The sequence below is a fragment of the Geodermatophilus obscurus genome (genome assembly GCF_900143215.1).
Lineage (GTDB): Bacteria > Actinomycetota > Actinomycetes > Mycobacteriales > Geodermatophilaceae > Geodermatophilus > Geodermatophilus obscurus_A.
Genome location: NZ_FRDM01000001.1, coordinates 376283 through 395588 on the forward strand (window position 1 = coordinate 376283; position 19306 = coordinate 395588).

Sequence of the window (19306 nt, forward strand, 5' to 3'; positions counted from 1 at the left end):
GATGCCGCCGCGTGTGCTGGTCGTTGTCTTCACCCTGACCGCACTCGTCTGGGTGGTCACTGCCTCCCCGGCGTCGGCCGACTCCACGGTGCTGGCCTTTCCGGCGGAGCCGGCCGCCGACGACGGGGTGCTGTCGTGCCCGCCGCTCAATCCGTTCTGCGTGCTCGGCGAGGCCGCCGGCGCCGTGGTCGCCGATGTGTGGATCAGCGCCATGTTGTCGCTGTGGGGGGCCGGGCTGTGGCTGCTGGGCCTGGCCTTCTCGGTCATCGACGTACTCGCCACGCCCGACCTGTCCGCCGACGGCCCGCTGGCCGGGGTCTATCCGGTGACCTTCGGGATCGGCGCCACCGTCGCGGCACTGATGGCGATGCTGCAGCTCGGTGTGGCAGCGGTGCGCCGGGATGGGCAAACCCTCGGGCGGTTGCTGGTCGGGCTGGTGCAGTTCGGGCTGGTCTGGGCCGGCTACGTCGCCGTGGCGGCGCTGCTGGTCACCGGCGTCTCCGGGCTGACCACCGCCCTGCTGCGCAGCCTGCTGGGCATCGACACGATGGCCGCCTTCGACCCCTCGATCAGCGTGGGCCGCGACCTGGTCGACGGCACGGTCGCCACCGTCCTCGGTGTCTCCTCGATCTTTCTGCTCGTGCCGGCCAGCGTCGGCTACCTGCTGCTGATGCTGGTCCGCGAGGCGGCGCTGATCGTGCTGACCGCGACCTCGGCCATCTCGGCCGGCGGGCTGCTGGCGCAGACCTCGAGCGCCTGGTTCTGGCGCAGCCTGCGCTGGTTCCTGGCCGCGCTGCTGGTCTCCCCGGTGGCCGTGCTCGTCCTCGGCGTCGGGGTGACCGTCACCGAGGGCATCGTCACCGGCGCCGAGGAAACCAGCACCGAGGCCGCGGTCGGCATGGCGGTGGTCGGCTGCCTGCTGATCCTGCTCGGCGCGATCTGCCCGCTGGCGCTGTTCCGGCTCCTGGCCTTCGTCGACCCCGGCACGTCCAGCGGGGCGGCGCTGCGCTCCTCGTTGGCCGCCTCCGGCGGGATCATGGGCGCGCTGGGCAACCTAGGCGGTGCAGGTGGTCGGGGCGCGGCGGTCGCAGCTGCCGCTGGCTCCGGTGGCGTGGCCGCTTCCGGCGCGGCGGCGCAGCTGACCGGGGACCGCGCGCAGGGCGAGTCGACCGCAGACACCGCGACCAGTGGACGCTTCGCCGGCGCGCTGCATACGCTCACCGCCGGCACCGCCACGGCCGGTCGGCTGGCCGCCGGGGTGGCCGCCTCGGCCGCCGACGTGCTCTCCGGCGCCGGCGTCGGCCACTCCGCGCCCTACTACGGGCAGCCGGCATCGAACGGGGCTTCTCCGGGCGGTCGGGGGTCCGGCTCGGGGGTGCCGCGGACGTCCCGGCTCGGACGGCCGACCCGCCAGGAAGACGGCGCCCGCCCCTCGCCCTCGGGTCCCAGGGGACCGAATCCGCATGGCAGCGCCGTCGAGGGTGACGACGGCCCGGTCGCCGTGGCCTGGCCCGCGCAGCAGATCGACGGCACGGCACCCGGCGAGTTCGGCGGGGTCGATCCGCCGGCTCCTCGGGGGCCGCGGGCCGAGGACGACGGCGACGGCGGTGTGCGGTGAGCGCCGCCCGCTACGGCGACTACGCCAAGGACGTCTCCGGCTGGTTCCTCGGGATGACCGGCGCCCAGCTGGGTCTGGTGACCCTCGCCGGGGTGCCGGCGCTGCTGGCCCTGAACGCGCAGGCCTGGGGCCTGTTCATCGTCTGGTTACCGGTGTGGGCGCTGCTGGCCGTCGTGCTGCTGCTGCCCGTCCGGGGCCGCTCGGCCGGCCGCTGGCTGATCGACCTGTTCCTGCACGCGATCGGAGCACTCATGGGGTGGACGGTGTTCGGCTCCCGGGCCGCGGCAGGAGCTACCGAGGACATGACCGAGGCGGACCTGCCCGGGGTGCTGGCCGGTATCCGCACGCACGACGGGCCGCCGTTTGGGCCCCTGTTCACCCGGCCGGCCATCGTGCAGAACTGCGCCGCGCGGACGTGGGCGGCCGTGGCGCGGATCGCCCATCCCGGTATCGGACTGGCCGAGCCGGACGAGCGCAACCGGATGGGCGCAGGCCTGGCCGAGCTGTGCGAACTGGCCGCGCGCACCGAGCTGGTCGACGTCCTGGCCCTCCAGGTGCGCACCGTGCCCGACGACGGCACCGAGCGCGCCGCCTGGGAGCGCGCCCACACCCGCACCGACGCCGCACCCCTGGCCGCCCGGGTGAACGCGCTGCTGGGCGCCACCCTCACCCCGGCCGCGGTGCGCACCGAGACTTACGTCACCATCGTCGTCGGGGAGGGCCGGATCGCCCGCGCGGCCCGAGAGGCCGGCGGCGGGGTGGACGGCCGAGCCCGCGTGCTGCACGGCGTGATGGGCGAGGTCGAGGCCGCGCTCCGCGGATCGGTCGGCTGCACCGCGGTGACCTGGCTGGACTCCGCCGGCCTCGCCGCCGCGGTCCGCACCGGCTTCGCTCCCGGCGACCGCGGCCAGCTGGTCGCCGCCGACCTGGCCGCCGCCGACGGTGGCGCGCTGGCGACCGGGGTACCGATGGCCGCCGCCGGGCCCACCCAGGCCAGGGCCGAGGTGCGGCACTACGGGCACGACGCGTGGGCGTCGGTGACCGACACGGTCCTGCTGCCCGACTCCGGCGCGGTGCTCGGCGCGCTAGCTCCGGTGCTGGTGCCGACGGTGGCGGGGGAGCGGCGCTGCCTGACGGTGTTCCTCGCCCCGTTGCCGCTGGACCGGGCCACCCGGTTGGTCGGCCGGGAGGACATGAGCGCCACCACCGGCAACGAGCTGCGCGCCCGGATGGGCTTTCGGCAGCGGGCCCGGCAGCGCCGCGACACCGAGCGGATCGGCGCCGCCGACGAGAAGCTCGCCGCCGGCCGCGCCCTGGTCCGCCCCGCCGTCGCCGCCTGCGTCACCGTGCCCGCCACTTGGCCGGTGGCCGAGCACGGCCGGCGGCTGGACGCCTCCATCCGCGCCGCCGGCTACGTGCCGCTGCGACTGGACCTGGCGCAGGACTCCGGCTTCGCCGCCGCCGCCATCCCGCTGGGCGTCGGGCTGCCCGACCGGCGGAGTCGGCGGTGAGCCGCCGCGGCTCCCGCCGGGGCCGGGACGTCGCCGTCCTGCTCGACGACTTCGGCCACCGGCTGCCCGCCGTCCCCGCCGCCGAGACGGCGCGACGGGAGCGCGGCCCGTTCACCACCCTGGTGCCCCGCCGCGGACCGCGCGGACGCGGCCGGGGCCGCGCGACGGCACCGGCGCCTCTCTCGGTGTGGCGGATGACCTCGGAGCAGACCCCGGTGGTGTGGCCGCTGATCGCCACCAGCGGCCTGCCGCCCACGGGTGCGCAGATGGGACTGGACCTGCTCTCGGGCGGGGCCTTCTACTGCGATCCGGTCGGCTGGGTGACCGACGACGACATCCCGGTCACCAATCCCAACGTCGTCGTCTTCGGCAAGCCCGGCCGCGGCAAGTCGGCGACGGTCAAGGCCTTCGCGCTGCGGATGCTCGGCTACGGCTACCGCACCCTGGTCCTGGGCGACACCAAGGACGAGTACGAACCTCTCTGCAGAGCACTCGGTGTCGAGCCGTTCGTCATCGGTCACGGCCTGCCGGCCCGGGTCAACCCGTTGGCCTTCGGCCCGCTCGGGCACGGCTGGGACCGGCTGGACGCCGCCGAGGCCCGGCGCCGCGAGGCGCTCGTGTTCGCCCGCTGGCTGGTGCTGCTGCGCGGCCTGGTCGGCTCCCAGGCGGTGCCGTTCGGCCCGGTGGAGGAGACCGCCGTGGGGGAGGCGCTGCGGCTGCTCACCGGCTACCGCGCCGGCGCCACCCGGCTGAGCGAGCCCACCGTGCCGCGGCTGTGGCACGCGCTCGACGAGCCCACCGAGGAGCTGGTCACCGGCTGCCGCTATGCCGACCGACGACACTTCCTCGACGCCACCCGCACCCTGCGCGACGCCCTCGGCTCCCTCGTCAAGGGCTCCCTGGCCGGGCTGTTCGACGACCACACCACCATCGCCGTGGACTGGCGCGCCCCCATCCAGTCGCTGTCCCTGTCCCGCCTGGAACCGCTCGGCGACCAGGCCGTCGGCATCGCACTGACCTGCCTGAACTCCTGGGGGCAGGCGATGCGGGAGATCGCCGACCGCGGCGACCTGCGCATCGTCGTCCGCGACGAGACCTGGCGGCAGATGCGCCTCGGGGCCGAGGCGATGAAGAGCCTGGACGCGAACCTGCGCCTGTCCCGCCGCGACGCCGACGTACAGATCCTGCTGGCCCACAAGCCCTCGGACATGCTCACCGCCGGAGACGCGACCTCGCAGGCGGTCGCCATCGCCCGCGACCTGCTGCACCTGTGTGACGTCAAGGTGCTGCACGGCCAGGATCAGGCCGTTGGCGACGAGCTCGGCAGCCTGCTTGGCCTGACACCCATCGCGCAACGGGTGGTCACCGGCTGGGCGGTCGCCGGCAAGGGCCGAGCGCTGTGGCTGGTCGGGGACCGGGCGTTCAAGGTGCAGACCGTCCTCACCGAGCCCGAGCTACGCCTGACCTACACCAACGAGGCCCTCACTGCCGGGCGGCCGGCGTGAGCGGGACGGTGACGCGCGCCGCGCAGTCGTATGCGCGGGCGTGGCTGTGGAAGGCCGCTGGACCGATTGCGCTACCGGTGCTGGCCGCGCTCACCCTGCTGCTGATTCCGCTCGCGGTTCTCGCTGCTCCGGAGGCCGCGACGTCGGCGGCCTGTTCGGTCGGCGGCACCGGCGCCACCGTCGCCGGCATCGAGCTGGACGCCGTCCAGATGGGCCACGCACAGACCATCGTCACCGTCGCCGTCCGGCGAGGGCTCGCCCCGTACGCGGCCACCGTGGCGCTGGCAACCGCCTACCAAGAATCCCGGATCCGGATGCTGGCCAACGACGGCAGCAGCCCCGCCCTCACGGCCGAGCAGGCCGCGGTCACCGCGACCAGCCTGCAGTTCGCGAACGACGGGCTCGGCTCCGACCACGACAGCGTCAACACCTTCCAGCAGCGGTGGATCGCCGGCTGGGGCACCGTCGCTCAGCTCATGGACCCCGTCTATGCCGCCGAGGCCTTCTACGCCCGGCTGGTCGAGGTGCCGAACTGGCAGACGATGCCGCTCACCCGGGCAGCACAGGCCGTGCAGGTCTCGGCGGCCGGCGGCGCCTACGCCCGCTGGGAGCCACTGGCCCGCGAGCTGACCGCTCTGCTGTGGCCGGCGGCGCAGGCCGCCACGGCCGACCCGTCCGGGGCGGCGTCCGGCGTGTGCCCGGGCCTGCTGGTGGCCGCCGGGTCGTGGATCCGGCCCACCGCGGGCACGGTCACCTCCGGCTACGGGTCCCGGTGGGGCGCCCTGCACGCCGGGGTCGATCTCGCCGGCCCTCGCGACACCCCCGTCTACGCCGCCGCTGACGGCGCCGTGCTCCGCGCCGAGTGCACCAGCGCCTACTGCGACCGCGACGGCGGCCTGCACCTGGGCGGCTACGGCAACCTCGTCGAGCTCGACCACGGCGGCGGCGTGACCACCCGCTACGGCCACCTGTCGGCCTACACCGTCACCGCCGGCCAGCACGTCAGCGCCGGGACGCTGATCGGCTTCCAGGGCTCCACCGGCAACAGCACCGGCGTCCACCTGCACTTCGAGGTCCGCATCGACGGCACCCCGGTCGACCCCGTCCCGTGGCTGACCGACCGCGGCGTCGACCTGCACGCCCCCAACCCGGCATGAACTCCCATGCCTCCACCCGAGGAGAAGCCATGAACGCTGCAGATCCTGGAGGTCGGCGGTGAGCGCCGGCCGCCCGCGGCCCGACGTCGGCCCGGCTACCTGGGAGATTCCGGCCGCCGCCGTCCTGGTGTGGCTGACCGCCGGCGCACTGCTGCTGCCGGCCGGTCGAGCCATCGCGGCGCTGCTGACCGGCGGCGGCTGGGTGTGGCCGAGCGGATTGTCGGCCCTGGTCGCCGCCGTCGGCGGGCTGCTCACCGGCGATGCGGCCGCGGGCCTTGACCACATGCAGAGCGCAGCGCTGCCCGGGACGGGCGCCGTGTACGCCGCCGTCATCACCGTCCTCGTGCTGTTCCTGATCGGCAGCGGGGGAGCGGCGTGGGCCGTGCACCGATTCCTCGGCGGGGGAGCGGGCATGGCCACCCGCGGCCAGGTCGCCGAGGTCCTCGGCTCCGCCCGACTGCGCCAGGCCGCCCCCATCATCCGCCCGGACCTGCCCCGAGCCCACCGACGCGGAGTATGCCCGCCGGTCGAGCGGGAGGTGGGCTGGCGGCTGGGCCACGCCGCCGTCCCTGCTGCCGGACAGCTGTGGGTGCCCTTCGACCGCACCACCGGCGTCTACGGACCCCAGGGCTCCGGCAAGACCCTCGACCTGCTCGCCCCCGCGCTGCTCGACACGCCCGGCCCGGCGCTGGTGACCCTGACCAAGGCCGAGGACCTGCTGCTCACCATCGACGCCCGCGAGCACGGCGACCGCCCGGTCGCCGTGCTCGACCCCTTCGGTGCGGTGCCCGGCCTGCCGGAGCTGGTGTGGGACCCGGTCGCCGGCTGCGTCGACCCGATGCTCGCCGAGCGCCGCGCCAAAGCCTTCACCGCCGGCACCGTGACTGGCGCGGTCACCGGCGGCAGCAGCGACAGCGCGGCGCGGTTCTACGCGTTCGAGGCGGCCAAGGTGCTGCAGGCCTACCTGCACGCAGCCGCGCTGACCGGCCGCAGCCTCGAGCACGTCCTCGAGTGGGCCGCCCATCCCCAGGCGGCCAGCCAGCCGGCCGACATCCTGCGCGCCCATCCGCACGCCGCACCGTTCTGGGACGGGCTGCTGCACGGCGCCCTGCACGGTGACCCGCGCACGGCCGGCAACACGACGACGACCGTGCAGCAGGCTCTGGCGCTGTTCTTCCAGGCCGACATCCGCCGCCGCTGCGTGCCCGGACCCGGCCGGCGGGCCACCGACATCCCGGCGCTGCTGTCCGCCGGCGGCACCGTCTACCTGCTCGGCCGGGAAGACCCCTACGCCTCGGCGTCGCCGCTGATGACCGCGCTGGCCGAGCACGTCCTCGACACCGCCCTGCAGCTGGCCGCCGCCATGCCCACCGGGCGGCTGTGCCCGCCGCTGCTGGCCTGCCTGGACGAGCTGCCCTCCACCGCGCCGCTGCCGACCCTGCGCACCCGGATGGCCAACGACCGTGCCCTCGGGGTCAGCTTCCTCTACGCCGCCCAGACCTGGCGGCAGCTGGTACTCGTCTACGGCGAGGACGAGGCCCGCGCCCTGTTCGGACTCACCAACGTGATCGTCGCCTTCGGCGGCGGCAAGGACGGCGGCTTCTACCGCGAGCTCTCCGAGCTGCTCGGCAGCACCCGGGTGCGGCGCACCTCCTACCACTACCGCGGACCCGGGTGGGGCCGGTCCACTCACGGCGAGACCGTGCCGGTGCTGCGACCGGAGGAGATCCGACAGCTGCCGCCCGGTCGGGCGCTGGTTGTCGCCGAGAACGCTGCACCGCTGATCGCCCGTCTCACCCGCTGCCTCACCGGCCGCCACGGCGCTGCGCTCCTGGCCGCCCAAGCCGCCGCCCGCGACCGCGTCGCCGCCGCCCGCGCCGACACCTCACGTCCGGCCGAACGCACCGCCCTCGCTCACGACGCGGCAGCCAGCGCCGGCCTCGCGCCGACCGGACAGGACGTGCGATGACCGGCTCCCCGCTCGTCGTCCCGTTTCCCAAGCCGCCGCAGGAGGTGCGCCGCGCCCTCGAACAGCTCCGGCTGGCCGAGGAAGCCGGCCTCGAGCCCACCGGTCTGCCGCTGCTGGACCGGCCCTGGGACCCGGCCAGCTGCTCGCCGTTCGTACGGCAGCAGTTGTGGCCGTGGCTGGACGACGTCGCGGCCTGGCTCAACCACACCTACGCCTGGCAGACCACGCAGGCCATCCCGTCCTGCTGGGCCAGACACCCACACCTCGTCCAGGAGGTCGCCGTGCTCGCCTGCCTGCGCATCACCGCCGCCGCGGCCCTGACCCCGCACGGGCTGGAGGAGTGGCACCGCTACGCGCTGCCGACCTTCCACGCCCGGATGAGCGACCGACTCGGTACGGGTTGTCCACCCGGCCGGCACACCGACTGGCCCGCCCGCTCCCGGGCCGCCGACTACGACAGCCAGAAGGCCACCGAAGCGCGGCGAGCGCTGTTCGACGGCGACCTCCGCCGGACCCCGGCCGCCGGGAGCGAGCCAGAGCCGACCGACAGCGGGATTGGCAGGCCATGAGCCGTCCGGCCGCGCACAGCCGCGGGGACTGGATGTCGCTACTCGACGGCGTGCGCGTCAGCCGCCGCTGGATGACGCGGCAGACCCCCGACCTGCTGGCAGCCTGGTGCGACGCCGACACGCCCGAACGCCGACGCGCGATCGCCACCCGCATTCTCCAATTCGCTGCCGACCTGGAGAGCGAACCGGACGACGCCGACGACAGGGCAGCCGAGTCGACCTGGTCGGAGCTCGTCGCCAGCATCGATGCCCGCCTGGTGCGCGGCCCGGACTGGCCGCCGCTGGCCGCCGCGCTTACCCGGGCCGCGGCCGGCGACTACGACATCGCCGCCCGGCTGCCCGCGCTGGCCGCCGCAGCACCGTTGCCCGTCCGTCACCCCGCTCGGGAGCTGCACTGGCGACTGCTCGACGACTGCCCGGACGCGCTGCCGGCGCCCAGCCCTACCGGTGGCCTCACATCGACCGCCGCGGGGGCCCCGATCGTCCACAACGGGCCTGGGCGTCCACAGATGTCCCGTGGCATCCCACCCGGTCGGCCGCACCGACTCAGCCTCGACACAGCCCATCTTCAGGACAGGAGACCGTCATGACCGCCGACGTGGCCAGCGACCCGCTCAGCTATGCCGCCTCGCTCCTCGATGCCGTCGGCGCCGACCGGGAACAAGTGCCCGCCGACATCGCCCTGGAGTGCCTCTACGCCGCCGAACTGCTCGAGCTCGCCGGCGCCCGCACCGAGCTGACACCGCTAATCGACGGCGACCCGCGGGCCAGCGTCCGGGCCGCCATGGGTGCACTCGGCCTGCTGGACGAGGCGACCTTCGCCAGCCCTACGGTGCTCGACGCCGCCCGCGCCGCCCGGCACGCCCTGCGACGACTGGGCTGAGAAGTGGCCACCACCCTGCAACAGCTCCTCAACGGCCTCACCGAGCGGGCCACCGACCCGCAGCCCTCGGCATCGATCGAGGACGTCACCGGCGCACTCGCCCACCTCGGCCGGGCCCTCACCGGCCTGGCCCACGACGGGCTCACCCCCGGCAACAGCATGCGGCAGCGCACCGTCACCGAACTCGCTGCGGCCTGCGCCACCGTCGGCGGGTTGTGGCCGCGCACCGGCGGACCCCTCACCGACCTGGCCGGCGCCGCGGCCGACCTCATCGGCCGCGACCGCACGGTCATGGGCACCTCGCACCGGTGGTCGGTCACCGTCGAGGTGGCCGAAGCCGCCGAGCACTCCGCGAGGCTCGCCCACCGGCTGCTGCCGCAGGCGGCGGTCGCGGAGCTGGCCGCCGTCCGCAACTTCGCCGCCGTCGTCGAGCGCGACGCACAGACTGACCCACCGACTGCTGCCGGCGCGGTGATGCTCGACCGCCTGGTACCCATGGGGGCAACCTCGCGCGGACCATCCGGTGTGACCGCCCTCGATGCATCAGCGGCCCTCGTCGCGGCCCTCGACCAGGCTCAGCGGACCGATGACCTGACCCTGCGCGAGTTCCGCGCCGCGGTCGCGGCCGCCGAGATCACCAGCCGCAGCGCGGCTACCGTCACCGCCACGGCGACCGGAGACGACGTGGGCCCGCTCCTGGTGACCGGGCTCGCCTGGCAGCTCGCCGGCCGCACCAGCACCGTCTTCGACGACGGACGGCGACCAGGACCCGTCGATCCTCAGGGAGTCGTAGCGTGGGCCCGAGCCCTCGCCGGCGCCCTCCGCACGGAGAGCGACCGGGTCGCCGATCTCGCCGCCGCCCGCGACGGCCGCGCCGCTCCTCACCTGACCGGCGAGGTCAAGCAGATCACCGCCCAGCTGCCGGTTGTGGCCGACCGGCTCATCGCGGCTGTCGACCGCTGGGCGCGGAACGGGCGGCTGTACGCATCCGCCCGTGACCTGCCTCCGATGGCCGACATGCCTGAGGACCGGATCAAGGCGGTGATCGCCGGACGACACGTGCGGGCCAGCGGTGCCGACCTCGACCGCCTTCGGCAAGTCGTCGGTCGGGCCGCGGACCTGTCGACCGGACTGGCCGACGCGCTACACCGCGCCGCAAGGACTGGGCCGCTGGCTCCAAGGCGCCAGGCTGACCGGCACGCCCCGCGGACACGGGCGCCGGTCGCAGCTGAGCGACTGCTCAGCCATGCACAAAGTCTCGATCGCGACGCCACCACCATTCGGTCGTCGCACCGGGCGGCACGAGAAGCACCGCCGTCTCGATAGCCGATGGGCCTGCGGCCCCCCTCTCGGCTCTGCGCCGTCCACCGAGAGGCGGGTTGCGGGATGTGGCCAGGAGCTGCGGGTGCCACCCGGGGTCCGCGAGGAAGGTCCGGTCGCGGGCGCTGCATGAGCCGGTCGCACACCGGCGCAGCGGATGTCGACCGCGTCGTCCAGGAGGCCTGTGGACGACGAACGAGGTGTCCACAGCTCTTCGGCCGAAGCGCTCCCGCGACGCGCGGCCGACCACTGTAATCGCCAGGGCACGTGAACCGCTGCACGACCGGCTCCGCGCGGCCGCCCCGGCGATGCGGCAGTCCGGTCCATCAGAAACGCCGTGCCGGCCGCCCGGCCCGAGAGGACACCCGATGAACGACGCCCTCAACAGCTCGCGGGGCGGAACTCCGCGCGGTCCGTGGATGACACCGGTCCGAGCTCGGGGGTGACGTCCCGGTCGGTGGTGTAGCTCGCGGCCGTGCGGAGGTTCTGCGGGTTGGACTATGACGCGATCAGTGCCGGCTGTGCCACCTCCTCGTCTGGTCGGTTGAGCAGGGCCATCGAGCCTTCGGAGAGGTAGCGGCGGTCAGAGACCTGCCATTCGTCGTGCGCCTCGACCAGCACCGCGCCGGCCAGCCGCAGCAGGGCGGCGGGGTTGGGAAAGACGCCGACGACGTCGGTGCGCCGCTTGATCTCCTTGTTCAGCCGCTCCAGCGGATTGGTCGACCAGATCTTCTTCCAGTGCCCGATCGGGAAGGCGGTGAAGCCGAGAAGGTCCTCAGCGGCGTCCCGGAGCATGGCTTCGACCTGCGGGAACTGGCGGCCGAGCATGCCGGCGATGACGTCGAGCTGGGAACGCACGTGCTCGGCGTCGGGCTGGGCGAAGACGGTGCGGATGGCGGCGGCGACCATCTCGGCGTTGCCCTTGGGCACCCGGGCGAGCACGTTGCGCATAAAGTGCACCCGGCAGCGCTGCCAGGCCGCACCGAGCAGCACCGCGGCGATCGCGGCCTTCAGCCCGGTGTGGGCATCGGAGATGACCAGCTGGGTGCCGGCCAGGCCGCGGGCCTTCAGCGAACGCAGGAACGCGGTCCAGAACGCCCCGTCCTCGCTGTCGCCGACGGCGAAGCCGAGCACCTCCCGGTGCCCGTCGGCGGCCACCCCGGTGGCGATCACCACCGCCTGGGAGACCACCCGCCGGTTGACCCGGGCCTTGCAGTAGGTGGCGTCGAGGAACACGTAGGGAAAGGTCTGCTCGGCCAGGGATCGGTCGCGGAACGCGGCCACCTCTTCGTCGAGGTCGGCGCAGATCCGGGAGACCTCGGACTTGGAGATGCCGGTGTCGGCACCCAGCGCCCGCACCAGGTCATCGACCTTCCGCGTGCTCACCCCATGCAGATAGGCCTCCATCACCACCGCGAACAGCGCCTGGTCTATCCGCCGCCGGCGTTCCAGCAGCGACGGGAAGAACGAGCCGGCCCGCAGCTTCGGAATCCGCAGCTCCAGATCCCCGGCGGTCGTGGTCAGCGTGCGGGGCCGGGAGCCGTTGCGCTGAGCAGTGCGGCTCTCGGTGCGCTCGTGTGGGCCGGCGCCGATCACCGCAGTGAGCTCGGCCTCGATCAGCGCCTGGTACAGCGTCTCGGTGGCGGTGCGGATGCGGTCGTCGACGTCGGCGGCTTCGAGTGCCTCGAGGAGCTCGAGCAGGGCAGACTGGTCCAGGGCCATCGCGTGGCCTTTCTCTGAGTGAACCTTGGCGGGAACACGCAGAACATCCACGCGGTGGCCCCTCGCACGCCAGCACTTCGCCGACGAGCTCAAGACCTCCGACCAGCTACACCACTTCCTGGGACGTCACCAGCTCGGGAATTGGCCGCTGCTGCCGGCGACCTGTACCACCAGCTCCGCGAGGCCGATCTCGCCCGAGACGCCGACCCCGACCCGGCTCGGCGGCGCGCCGGCTGGCGGCTGGACGTCGCCGCCGGAGGCCTGAACAGCGCCGCCGAGAGGCTGCTGGACACCGCCGACGAGCTGACCCAACTGGCCGCCCGGCGGGCCGACGCTTGTCCTCTGCCGTGGGGCGCCTGCCCCGAGCATGGCGCGACGCTGCGGTCTACCGCAGGGCGCTGCTGGTGCACCGCCCCGGGCTGTCTCCGCCGTTGGTTCCATGACCGACTCGGCGAGCCGTGCGCCGAACCGGTCACCCACCGCGTCATCGACGCCGACGGCGAGCAGCTCGACCTCTGCGACGGTCATGCCATCGACGCACGCACCCGCATCATCGGCGCCACGGTCATCCCACGAATCTGACGGACGTCGGCACTGCAGCTCGGCTGCAGATGGAGCAGGACATCGGCGTCACGGCTCATGGCCAGGCGCACCCCGCGGGGGCGCCCTCTGCCCGCGGCCTCACCACCGAGACATCGCTGGACTCGCCCAAGCTCGCCGCTGGTAGTTACTACCTCGCCGGCCGACGCGGTGTGGGGTTGCGCGAGCGCCTCGTGACCCCCAGTGCCGGGTCAGGGCGAGGGGCACGATTAACAACTGACGGCATCGGCCGCGAGGTGGCGACGCGCCCGGGTCCGGTCGGTCGCCGTGCGTGGCGTCCGGCAGGTCGAGGGCGACCGCCTGCGTACCGACGCGACCGGCGTTACGCTGCGTGGCCCGGCGGCCCTTGACGCGAGGTTGCGGCATGCACTTGAAGACCCAGACCGAAGCCCTGTCGCTGCACGAGGTTGCCCGCACGGCACGTCGATTCAACGTGCCCGTGGAGGACGCGTTACTGATCGCGGTCAACCTGTATGGCATCGCGTCGCCACACAACAGGCACAGGGCGCGGGTGACCCTGCGGCTGCACCGGGCGCCGTCCGTACCGTGGACCGTCATCGTGCCGCTGAACGCGCACAGGTCACCGTTCCGGCTGGTGGAGGACCAGCTTCTGCTCGGTCGCGAGCCGATCGGTGAGGTGTCCCGCGTGGACGCCGACGAAGCGGTCGGAGGCTACTTTCGGGACGCTGGCCGTGCGGCCACCCTGAACCCGAACGCGCGCAGCAGATGTGTGGGCTGCGCGTTCTGTCCCAACACGCTGGAAGCCTCAGCGGATCCGCGGATGGCCGGCGAAGAAGACCTCGACGAGCTGCTGACCGCGATGAAACAACAGCATCCGCGCGGCAACCTCGGCGAGCTGCGTGAGGTGACGGTGTCGACCGGCTGCTTCGAGCGTGAGGACGCCGCGGTCGCGCATCTGGTCCGGCTACGACGCGCGCTGACCGCCCACGGCGTCGGGGCCCGGATAGGCTTTCTCACCTCGGTCGTCACGTCGGGCGCCGCCCTGGAGCAGGTGGCGCAGCGGGTTGGGCCATTCGTTCTCCGGTTGACCGTGGAGTGCTTCACCAGGCGGGATTTGCTGCTAAAGGAGAGCAAGGCACGCCTGCACGTGGACGAGATTCCGGCGGCTTTGGCACGGGCCCGCGGCGCGGGTCTCGGCGCGTCGTTCACCTACATCGTCGGCCTGGATCCTCTGGAAGCGTTGCGCGCAGGGGTGCAAACCTTGGTTGAGCAGGTGAGCGAGTTCCCCAACTTCCAGGTGTATCAGGCGCACAATTCAATCATGGAAGGGCTGCGGGTAGCAGACGTCGATCCGCTGGAGTTCTGCCTCGCGGCGCGACGGCAGATCGAGAGCATCATGGCGCCGACGCAACTGCGGCCCGCCGCCTGGGAGTGCTACCGGCCGTTGTGGTACTTCTCCTACGCCGGGGAACCGTTGGTCAAGACGTGAAGCCGGGTACGGCTGTGCGGGCTGATGCGTTGTGGCGGGCCCTCACGTTCCTGTCGGTCGCGCAACTGCACCTGATTGCCAATCCGCTGCTCAGTCGGCCGCTGTCAGCCGACCACGTCAAGGAGCGTCCGACCGGGCATTGGGGCACGGTGCCTGGCACCGCGTGGGCATTGACCCACATCGGGCTCGCGGCCGACGCCCACCGGGAACTGGAGGTCGTTCCCGTGCTCGGCGCTGGCCACGCTGGTGTGGTTCAGCTCGCCTTGGCCTGGCTGACCGGTGATCTGGCGACGATCCGACCGGAGTTCGGTCCGACTGCCACCGGCCTCGAGGCGCTGGTGGCCGCCTTTCCGGCCGCCAACGGGCTGGGGTCGGAGGTTCACCCCCAGCTACCTGCGGGAGCCTATGTGGGCGGATGGCTCGGCGGCGCGTTGGCCTTCGCGCAGGGCGCCGCCCTGGATGCCCCGTGGCGGGTCGTCGTCCCGGTGCTGGGTGACGGAGAGTGTGAGACCCCGACCACGGCCGCTGCGTGGTTGGCTCATCGGGCGCTGTCGGCCAGCCGGGTCGTGGCCGTTGTGCACCTGAACGGTCATCGCATGGGTGGGCCGTCGCTGTTGGGTTCACTGTCCGATGCCGAGTTGGCGTCCTACGCCGCGGGCGTCGGCTGGGAACCGCGAGTTGTCCACGTCGACGCCGCTGATCGTGCCGGCCGGCTTGCTGAACACGCCGCCTTCCACACCGCCCTGATGGACGGTATTGAGCGCACGCGTCACGGCGGCCGCCCGGTGATCTTCCTCCGCTGCGTGAAGGGCTGGACGGGACCGCTCGCGGCCCACAAGACTCCGTTGACCCGGGCGCGGAGCGACGCGCAGCAGCGATGGGCCCTGCGACGTTGGCTGCTGGGCTATCGGCCGGAGGAGCTGTTCGACAGCAACGGATGCCCGATCGGTGACCTCGCCGAGGCGCTGACCATCGTCCGGTTCTGCCAGCTGCAACCACGCGACCGGGACGGCGACCGCCGACAGCAACAGCTCTCCGCGGAGGCAGGCAGGCCACCGGTGCACGGGGTGGAGCCGCCCCGCCCCACGTTCGCGACCGCCATCGCCGACCTCCTGCACCGGTGGGCCAGCGCCGGACACTTCAAGGTGTTCAGCCCCGATGAGCTGTTGTCCAACCAGCTGCCCACCATCGCGGGCCAGGCGTGGGCTCTCGAGGTCCTAGCGGAGGAGGTGCTGCTCGGCTGGCTGGCCGGCTGGACCCTGAGCGGTCGCCGCGGCGTGCTGATCTCCTACGAGGCGTTCGCGCCGCTGCTGCTGACCGGACTGGTGGCGCAGCTGAAGCAGCGACGGTTGACCAGCGACCGCTGCCCCAGCCTCAATCTGCTGTTGACCTCCTACGGCTGGCAGAACGCCTACACCCACGCAGATCCGTCGCTGACGACGGCGCTAGCGGCCACGGGCGACCCCTCGGTGCGCGTCTTGACGCCGGCCGACCCGGCTCGGGCCGCCGCGGCGCTCGACGACGCCTTGGCGTCTGACGGGTTGGTCAACGTCATCGTCGCGGGCAAGCACGCAACCGCGTGCCATCCTTTGGACACGCTCGATGAGGAACGGACAGAGGGCCTAGCAGTCTGGAAACACCTGAGCGACGAAGGGCAACCAGACCTCACGCTCATCTGCGCCGGTGACCTGCCGGCCGCGGTCGTGGAGGCGGCGGCTCACGCGATCCGTCGTCGGCATCGATGCCGAGTCAGGGTTGTGAACGCGACGAGCCTGACGGCGCTCTCGGAGGCCGCACTCCATCGCAACGTCGGGGACAGCGCCGCCGTGATCGTGGCCACGTTGGGCCACCCTGCCGCCGTCTGGGGGCAGTTGGCCGGCCGGCTGGAGCGTCCGTGCGAGGTGCTCGGGTGGCGGGAGCCACCCCATCCGATGCCCCAGGACGAGTTGGCCGCATTCGCAGGCCTCTCCGTCGACGGCGTGATCGCCGCCGCGGACCGGCTGCTGAGCGGAAGGCTTCGCCGGGCATGACGACGGTCCAACGGGTGGAGCTGGTCGCGGGGCACGACCCCGGCCAACCCGGCGACGAGACGACCTTCGTGGCCGCTCACGCGCGCGGCGGCACCGGGAGCTACGGACCGGTCAGCGAAGAGGTGGCGCAATGCATCCAGTCCACCGTGGGACCGGCAGCGGCGGGGGCTGCGGTGGAGGACCACGCCGACCTCCGGGCGTTCCTGGCCCAGCGTGTCTCCGGCCACGCCAGCAGAGCCCTCTCCTGGGCGATCGGTGCTGTCGACTGCGCCCTCTGGGACTTGCACAGCAGGCTCAGCCAGCGGCCCGTGGCCGACCTTCTGGTAGCCGGGTGGGCCCATCCGCACCGCGTCGCTCCGGCTCGTCGGGTCGCCGTCTACGCCTCCTGGCTCGGTCTGGACCTTGCCTCCGACGAGGCGCTGGAGTCCGTGAGGCGGGTGACCCGGAACGGGTGGGCGTTCAGCAAGTGGGGGCTACGTGCCCGCTGGCCCGCGTCCGCGACGGCGCAAGCCACCAGGCTCGCCGCCGTGGCGCAGCGGGCGGCGCACGCGGCCGGGCAACCCTTGGCGTTCGACGCCGTCTTCACCTGGGACCTTGCGCTCGCCGCCCGCTTCGCCGAGCAGCCCGACCTCGCCTGGCTGCGGTGGATCGAGGACCCCCTGCCGAGCAGCGCCGTGGCGTCCTACGCCCGCTTGCCGACGGCCCTGCCGGTAGCAGCCGGCGAGGGCCTGCGCGTCGACAGCGACCCGGTCACGCTGCTGGCTCACCTGTCCGGTGGTCTGACCCTGGACGTGGTCGGATGTGGCGGGTTGACGCGCGCCGCCGACCTCACTCGGCTCGCCGCCGCGGCCGGCGTTCAGGTCTTTCCGCACGGGCGCTCGTACGTACCCGGTATCCACCTGGCGGCGGCCTTCCCGGACACTGCACCGGCGGTGGAATACCGCCTCCAGTGGGAACCGTCTCGGCAGCGCCGCTACCGGCGGCCGTGGATCCCCACCGACGGCGCGGTCGACCTGCCCGACACGCCCGGCCTGGGCGCTGACCCACGGAGGCCGTGATGCCCGCCACCACTGCTGCCCTCGTCGTGGCCGGCTCGGTCGAGACGCTGACGGCCAGCAGCGCGGTACTGCTGCTCGATGAGCGTCTGCGGGGACGCGACACGTTCCTCACTGGCCGGTTGGAACTGGGTTCTCGAGACCGCCAGGTGCGCGCTGACGTATCCGTTCGAATCCTCACCTTCGATGACGTCACGGTGCTCCGCGTTGCGGAGGCGCTGCCCGGGCTGACCGCCGGGGGCAGGTGGTCGGGCACTCTGCACCTGCCGCACGGCTGGCGCACGGTCGCCGCCCCGGCGGATCTCATAGCGGCCGCCCGCACCGCGGAGCGGGACCTTGCTGCCCTTGATGAGGCCGAACTCCGCTATGCCGTGACCTTTCTGACCGAGTCCACGACCGACGAGATCCGCCGGGGGCGTATCGGCATCATCGTCGCAAGCCTGCCTCCGGTGACCACACCATGAGCGGCGCCGTGATTAGCCTCGATGTCGGCGGAACGCTGGTGAGGACGAGCGGGCCCAGCCTGGCGGCGCTGCTGCTTGCAGCGTCACCGCTGCAGGCGCCGGCCGCGCGGAGCGTTATTCGACGCGAGCTCTACACCCGGCCGCGGATCACCGATGAGGTGATCGCCGCGGTGTGCACCGGCTTGCAGATTCCGCGGAGCGCTTTTCCCCGTCAGCACGCGCCCGTCGAAGTCAGCCTGCAGAGCACCACCCCGACGGTTCTGCGGCAGCTCAGTCGGAGCGCCAAGCTGGTCACGCTCTCCAACGTCACGTGCCTCGACGACGACCCCGTCCTCCACGACCTCCTAGCGCCATGGATCAGCCGCCACTTTCCCTCCAGCCGCCTCGGGTATGCCAAACCCGACCCCGCGGCGTTTCACGCGGTTGCAGCGGCATGTGGCGTCCCGACGACGACCCTGGTGCACGTCGGCGACGACTGGGAGTGCGACATCGTCGGCGCGGCCCGGGCTGGCGCGGTCGCCGTCTGGCTGGCGGAGGGCCGGCCCATCCCTGACGTTGACCTGCTGGCCGACGGCAATGTCCTGATCACCCACGACCTACCGACCGCCGCACGACGCGTCGGGCACTACCTGAAGACACGGCGACAGAGGAGCCGGCGATGAACCTGTTCGCGGGAACAGCACCGTTCTATCGGAAATACCGGCCGGGCATACCCCCAGCCGTCGCCGACGTGCTCGACGGAGCGGTTCCGCCGGGCACACCGCGCCGGCTACTCGACATCGGCACCGGCACCGGCCAGGTCGTGGAGGCGCTGCTCGGGCGATTCGACGACATTATCGCCATTGACAACGATGCAGAGATGCTGGCGGCCGCAGACAGCCAGCTTCGGCCCCAGCTGCCGCCCGGCACGACTCTTCTGCTGCGGCAGTCGACCGCGGAAGCGTTTGAGTCGCCCTCGGGCTGGCTGGCCGACCTGGTCACCATCTGTCGAACGTTCCATTGGCTGGATCAGCAGGCGGTGCTCGCGCGACTGGAGGGTCAGGTGCAGCCGCACGGAGCGGTCGCCATCTTCGGTGACAACAGCTTCTGGGTCGCCACGAGCCCCTGGAAGAGGGCCGTCCGGTCGTGCATTCAGCAGTTTCTGGGCGAGGAACGACGCGCCGGCGCTGGAACGTTCAGCACACACGATCGGCCGTACAGCGAGATTATGCAGGAATCACCGTTCAGTGTGGTCGAGGAGATCACCGTTCCGGTGCATCGTGAGTGGACTTCCGAGACGATCATCGGTTACTTGTACTCGACATCTTTCGCAGCTCCGCACCTCTTTGGCGACCGCCGGGACGCCTTCGAACAGGCGCTGCGCGAGACGCTGCGCAAGTTCAGTGACGACGACACTTTCCCCGAGGAAAACGAATTCCTGCTCCGTATCGGTCGACGCCCATGACACGCTGGT

17 protein-coding genes are annotated in these 19306 nt (G+C 72.7%); 16 read left to right on the forward strand and 1 reads right to left on the reverse strand.

Features of this window, described 5'->3' with window-relative positions:
• The first annotated feature begins 1 nt into the window (after window position 1).
• From BUB17_RS02015 to BUB17_RS02055, 9 genes are read left to right on the forward strand one after another with little or no spacing between them, the layout of a single operon-like run.
• Window positions 2-1618: a hypothetical protein gene (locus BUB17_RS02015; protein ID WP_141242859.1), complete on the forward strand. Its 1617-nt coding sequence runs from the start codon at window positions 2-4 to the stop codon at window positions 1616-1618.
• Window positions 1615-3129, forward strand: coding sequence for an SCO6880 family protein (locus tag BUB17_RS02020; protein WP_208983286.1), 1515 nt, complete (start codon window positions 1615-1617; stop codon window positions 3127-3129). Before BUB17_RS02015 ends, BUB17_RS02020 begins: the two co-directional genes overlap by 4 nt.
• On the forward strand, window positions 3126-4634 hold the full coding sequence (locus tag BUB17_RS02025) for an ATP-binding protein (protein WP_072912232.1): 1509 nt from the start codon (window positions 3126-3128) through the stop codon (window positions 4632-4634). The genes BUB17_RS02020 and BUB17_RS02025 overlap by 4 nt, the downstream gene beginning before the upstream one ends.
• A complete protein-coding gene (locus BUB17_RS02030) occupies window positions 4631-5791 on the forward strand; it encodes a M23 family metallopeptidase (protein ID WP_072912235.1) in 1161 nt (386 codons plus the stop codon). Before BUB17_RS02025 ends, BUB17_RS02030 begins: the two co-directional genes overlap by 4 nt.
• Before the next feature lie 58 nt (window positions 5792-5849).
• Window positions 5850-7760, forward strand: coding sequence for a type IV secretory system conjugative DNA transfer family protein (locus BUB17_RS02035; RefSeq protein WP_072912237.1), 1911 nt, complete (start codon window positions 5850-5852; stop codon window positions 7758-7760).
• Window positions 7757-8329 carry a hypothetical protein gene (locus BUB17_RS02040; protein ID WP_072912240.1) on the forward strand — a complete coding sequence of 191 codons (573 nt, stop codon included), beginning with the start codon at window positions 7757-7759 and terminating at the stop codon, window positions 8327-8329. Before BUB17_RS02035 ends, BUB17_RS02040 begins: the two co-directional genes overlap by 4 nt.
• Window positions 8326-8919 carry a hypothetical protein gene (locus BUB17_RS02045; RefSeq protein ID WP_072912243.1) on the forward strand — a complete coding sequence of 198 codons (594 nt, stop codon included), beginning with the start codon at window positions 8326-8328 and terminating at the stop codon, window positions 8917-8919. Before BUB17_RS02040 ends, BUB17_RS02045 begins: the two co-directional genes overlap by 4 nt.
• On the forward strand, window positions 8916-9212 hold the full coding sequence (locus BUB17_RS02050) for a hypothetical protein (RefSeq protein ID WP_072912246.1): 297 nt from the start codon (window positions 8916-8918) through the stop codon (window positions 9210-9212). The genes BUB17_RS02045 and BUB17_RS02050 overlap by 4 nt, the downstream gene beginning before the upstream one ends.
• Window positions 9213-9215: 3 nt before the next feature.
• Window positions 9216-10538, forward strand: coding sequence for a hypothetical protein (locus BUB17_RS02055; RefSeq protein WP_072912248.1), 1323 nt, complete (start codon window positions 9216-9218; stop codon window positions 10536-10538).
• 492 nt (window positions 10539-11030) lie between these two features.
• Here BUB17_RS02055 and BUB17_RS02060 read toward each other — a convergent pair whose 3' ends face one another.
• Complete coding sequence (locus tag BUB17_RS02060; protein ID WP_072912251.1) at window positions 11031-12254, reverse strand: IS256 family transposase; 1224 nt, start codon at window positions 12252-12254, stop codon at window positions 11031-11033.
• 141 nt (window positions 12255-12395) lie between these two features.
• Between BUB17_RS02060 and BUB17_RS02065 the strand changes: the two genes are divergently transcribed.
• The 7 genes from BUB17_RS02065 (at window position 12396) to BUB17_RS02095 (ending at window position 19297) form a co-directional block, all read left to right on the forward strand.
• Window positions 12396-12836 (forward strand): hypothetical protein, encoded by a 441-nt coding sequence (locus BUB17_RS02065; RefSeq protein ID WP_072912253.1) that lies wholly within the window; start codon window positions 12396-12398, stop codon window positions 12834-12836.
• Window positions 12837-13218: 382 nt separating this feature from the next.
• Window positions 13219-14304: a hypothetical protein gene (locus tag BUB17_RS02070; RefSeq protein WP_072912256.1), complete on the forward strand. Its 1086-nt coding sequence runs from the start codon at window positions 13219-13221 to the stop codon at window positions 14302-14304.
• Window positions 14301-16334 (forward strand): phosphoketolase family protein, encoded by a 2034-nt coding sequence (locus tag BUB17_RS02075; protein WP_072912259.1) that lies wholly within the window; start codon window positions 14301-14303, stop codon window positions 16332-16334. Before BUB17_RS02070 ends, BUB17_RS02075 begins: the two co-directional genes overlap by 4 nt.
• Before the next feature lie 14 nt (window positions 16335-16348).
• The gene (locus tag BUB17_RS02080; RefSeq protein WP_175561245.1) at window positions 16349-17392 is read left to right on the forward strand and encodes an enolase C-terminal domain-like protein; all 1044 of its coding nucleotides are present in this window, start codon (window positions 16349-16351) and stop codon (window positions 17390-17392) included.
• Window positions 17392-17853, forward strand: coding sequence for a hypothetical protein (locus tag BUB17_RS02085; RefSeq protein WP_141242860.1), 462 nt, complete (start codon window positions 17392-17394; stop codon window positions 17851-17853). Before BUB17_RS02080 ends, BUB17_RS02085 begins: the two co-directional genes overlap by 1 nt.
• On the forward strand, window positions 17850-18515 hold the full coding sequence (locus BUB17_RS25300; RefSeq protein WP_083605913.1) for an HAD-IA family hydrolase: 666 nt from the start codon (window positions 17850-17852) through the stop codon (window positions 18513-18515). The genes BUB17_RS02085 and BUB17_RS25300 overlap by 4 nt, the downstream gene beginning before the upstream one ends.
• Window positions 18512-19297 carry a class I SAM-dependent methyltransferase gene (locus BUB17_RS02095; RefSeq protein WP_072912268.1) on the forward strand — a complete coding sequence of 262 codons (786 nt, stop codon included), beginning with the start codon at window positions 18512-18514 and terminating at the stop codon, window positions 19295-19297. The genes BUB17_RS25300 and BUB17_RS02095 overlap by 4 nt, the downstream gene beginning before the upstream one ends.
• Window positions 19298-19306 lie beyond the last annotated feature (9 nt).

Coding starts and splice junctions, on each gene's coding strand:
- BUB17_RS02050 (WP_072912246.1), top strand. CDS start 8,916: ATGACCGCCGACGTGGCCAGCGACCCGCTCAGCTATGCCGCCTCGCTC.
- BUB17_RS25300 (WP_083605913.1), top strand. CDS start 17,850: ATGAGCGGCGCCGTGATTAGCCTCGATGTCGGCGGAACGCTGGTGAGG.
- BUB17_RS02095 (WP_072912268.1), top strand. CDS start 18,512: ATGAACCTGTTCGCGGGAACAGCACCGTTCTATCGGAAATACCGGCCG.
- BUB17_RS02085 (WP_141242860.1), top strand. CDS start 17,392: ATGCCCGCCACCACTGCTGCCCTCGTCGTGGCCGGCTCGGTCGAGACG.
- BUB17_RS02045 (WP_072912243.1), top strand. CDS start 8,326: ATGAGCCGTCCGGCCGCGCACAGCCGCGGGGACTGGATGTCGCTACTC.
- BUB17_RS02015 (WP_141242859.1), top strand. CDS start 2: ATGCCGCCGCGTGTGCTGGTCGTTGTCTTCACCCTGACCGCACTCGTC.
- BUB17_RS02060 (WP_072912251.1), bottom strand. CDS start 12,254: ATGGCCCTGGACCAGTCTGCCCTGCTCGAGCTCCTCGAGGCACTCGAA.
- BUB17_RS02070 (WP_072912256.1), top strand. CDS start 13,219: ATGCACTTGAAGACCCAGACCGAAGCCCTGTCGCTGCACGAGGTTGCC.
- BUB17_RS02040 (WP_072912240.1), top strand. CDS start 7,757: ATGACCGGCTCCCCGCTCGTCGTCCCGTTTCCCAAGCCGCCGCAGGAG.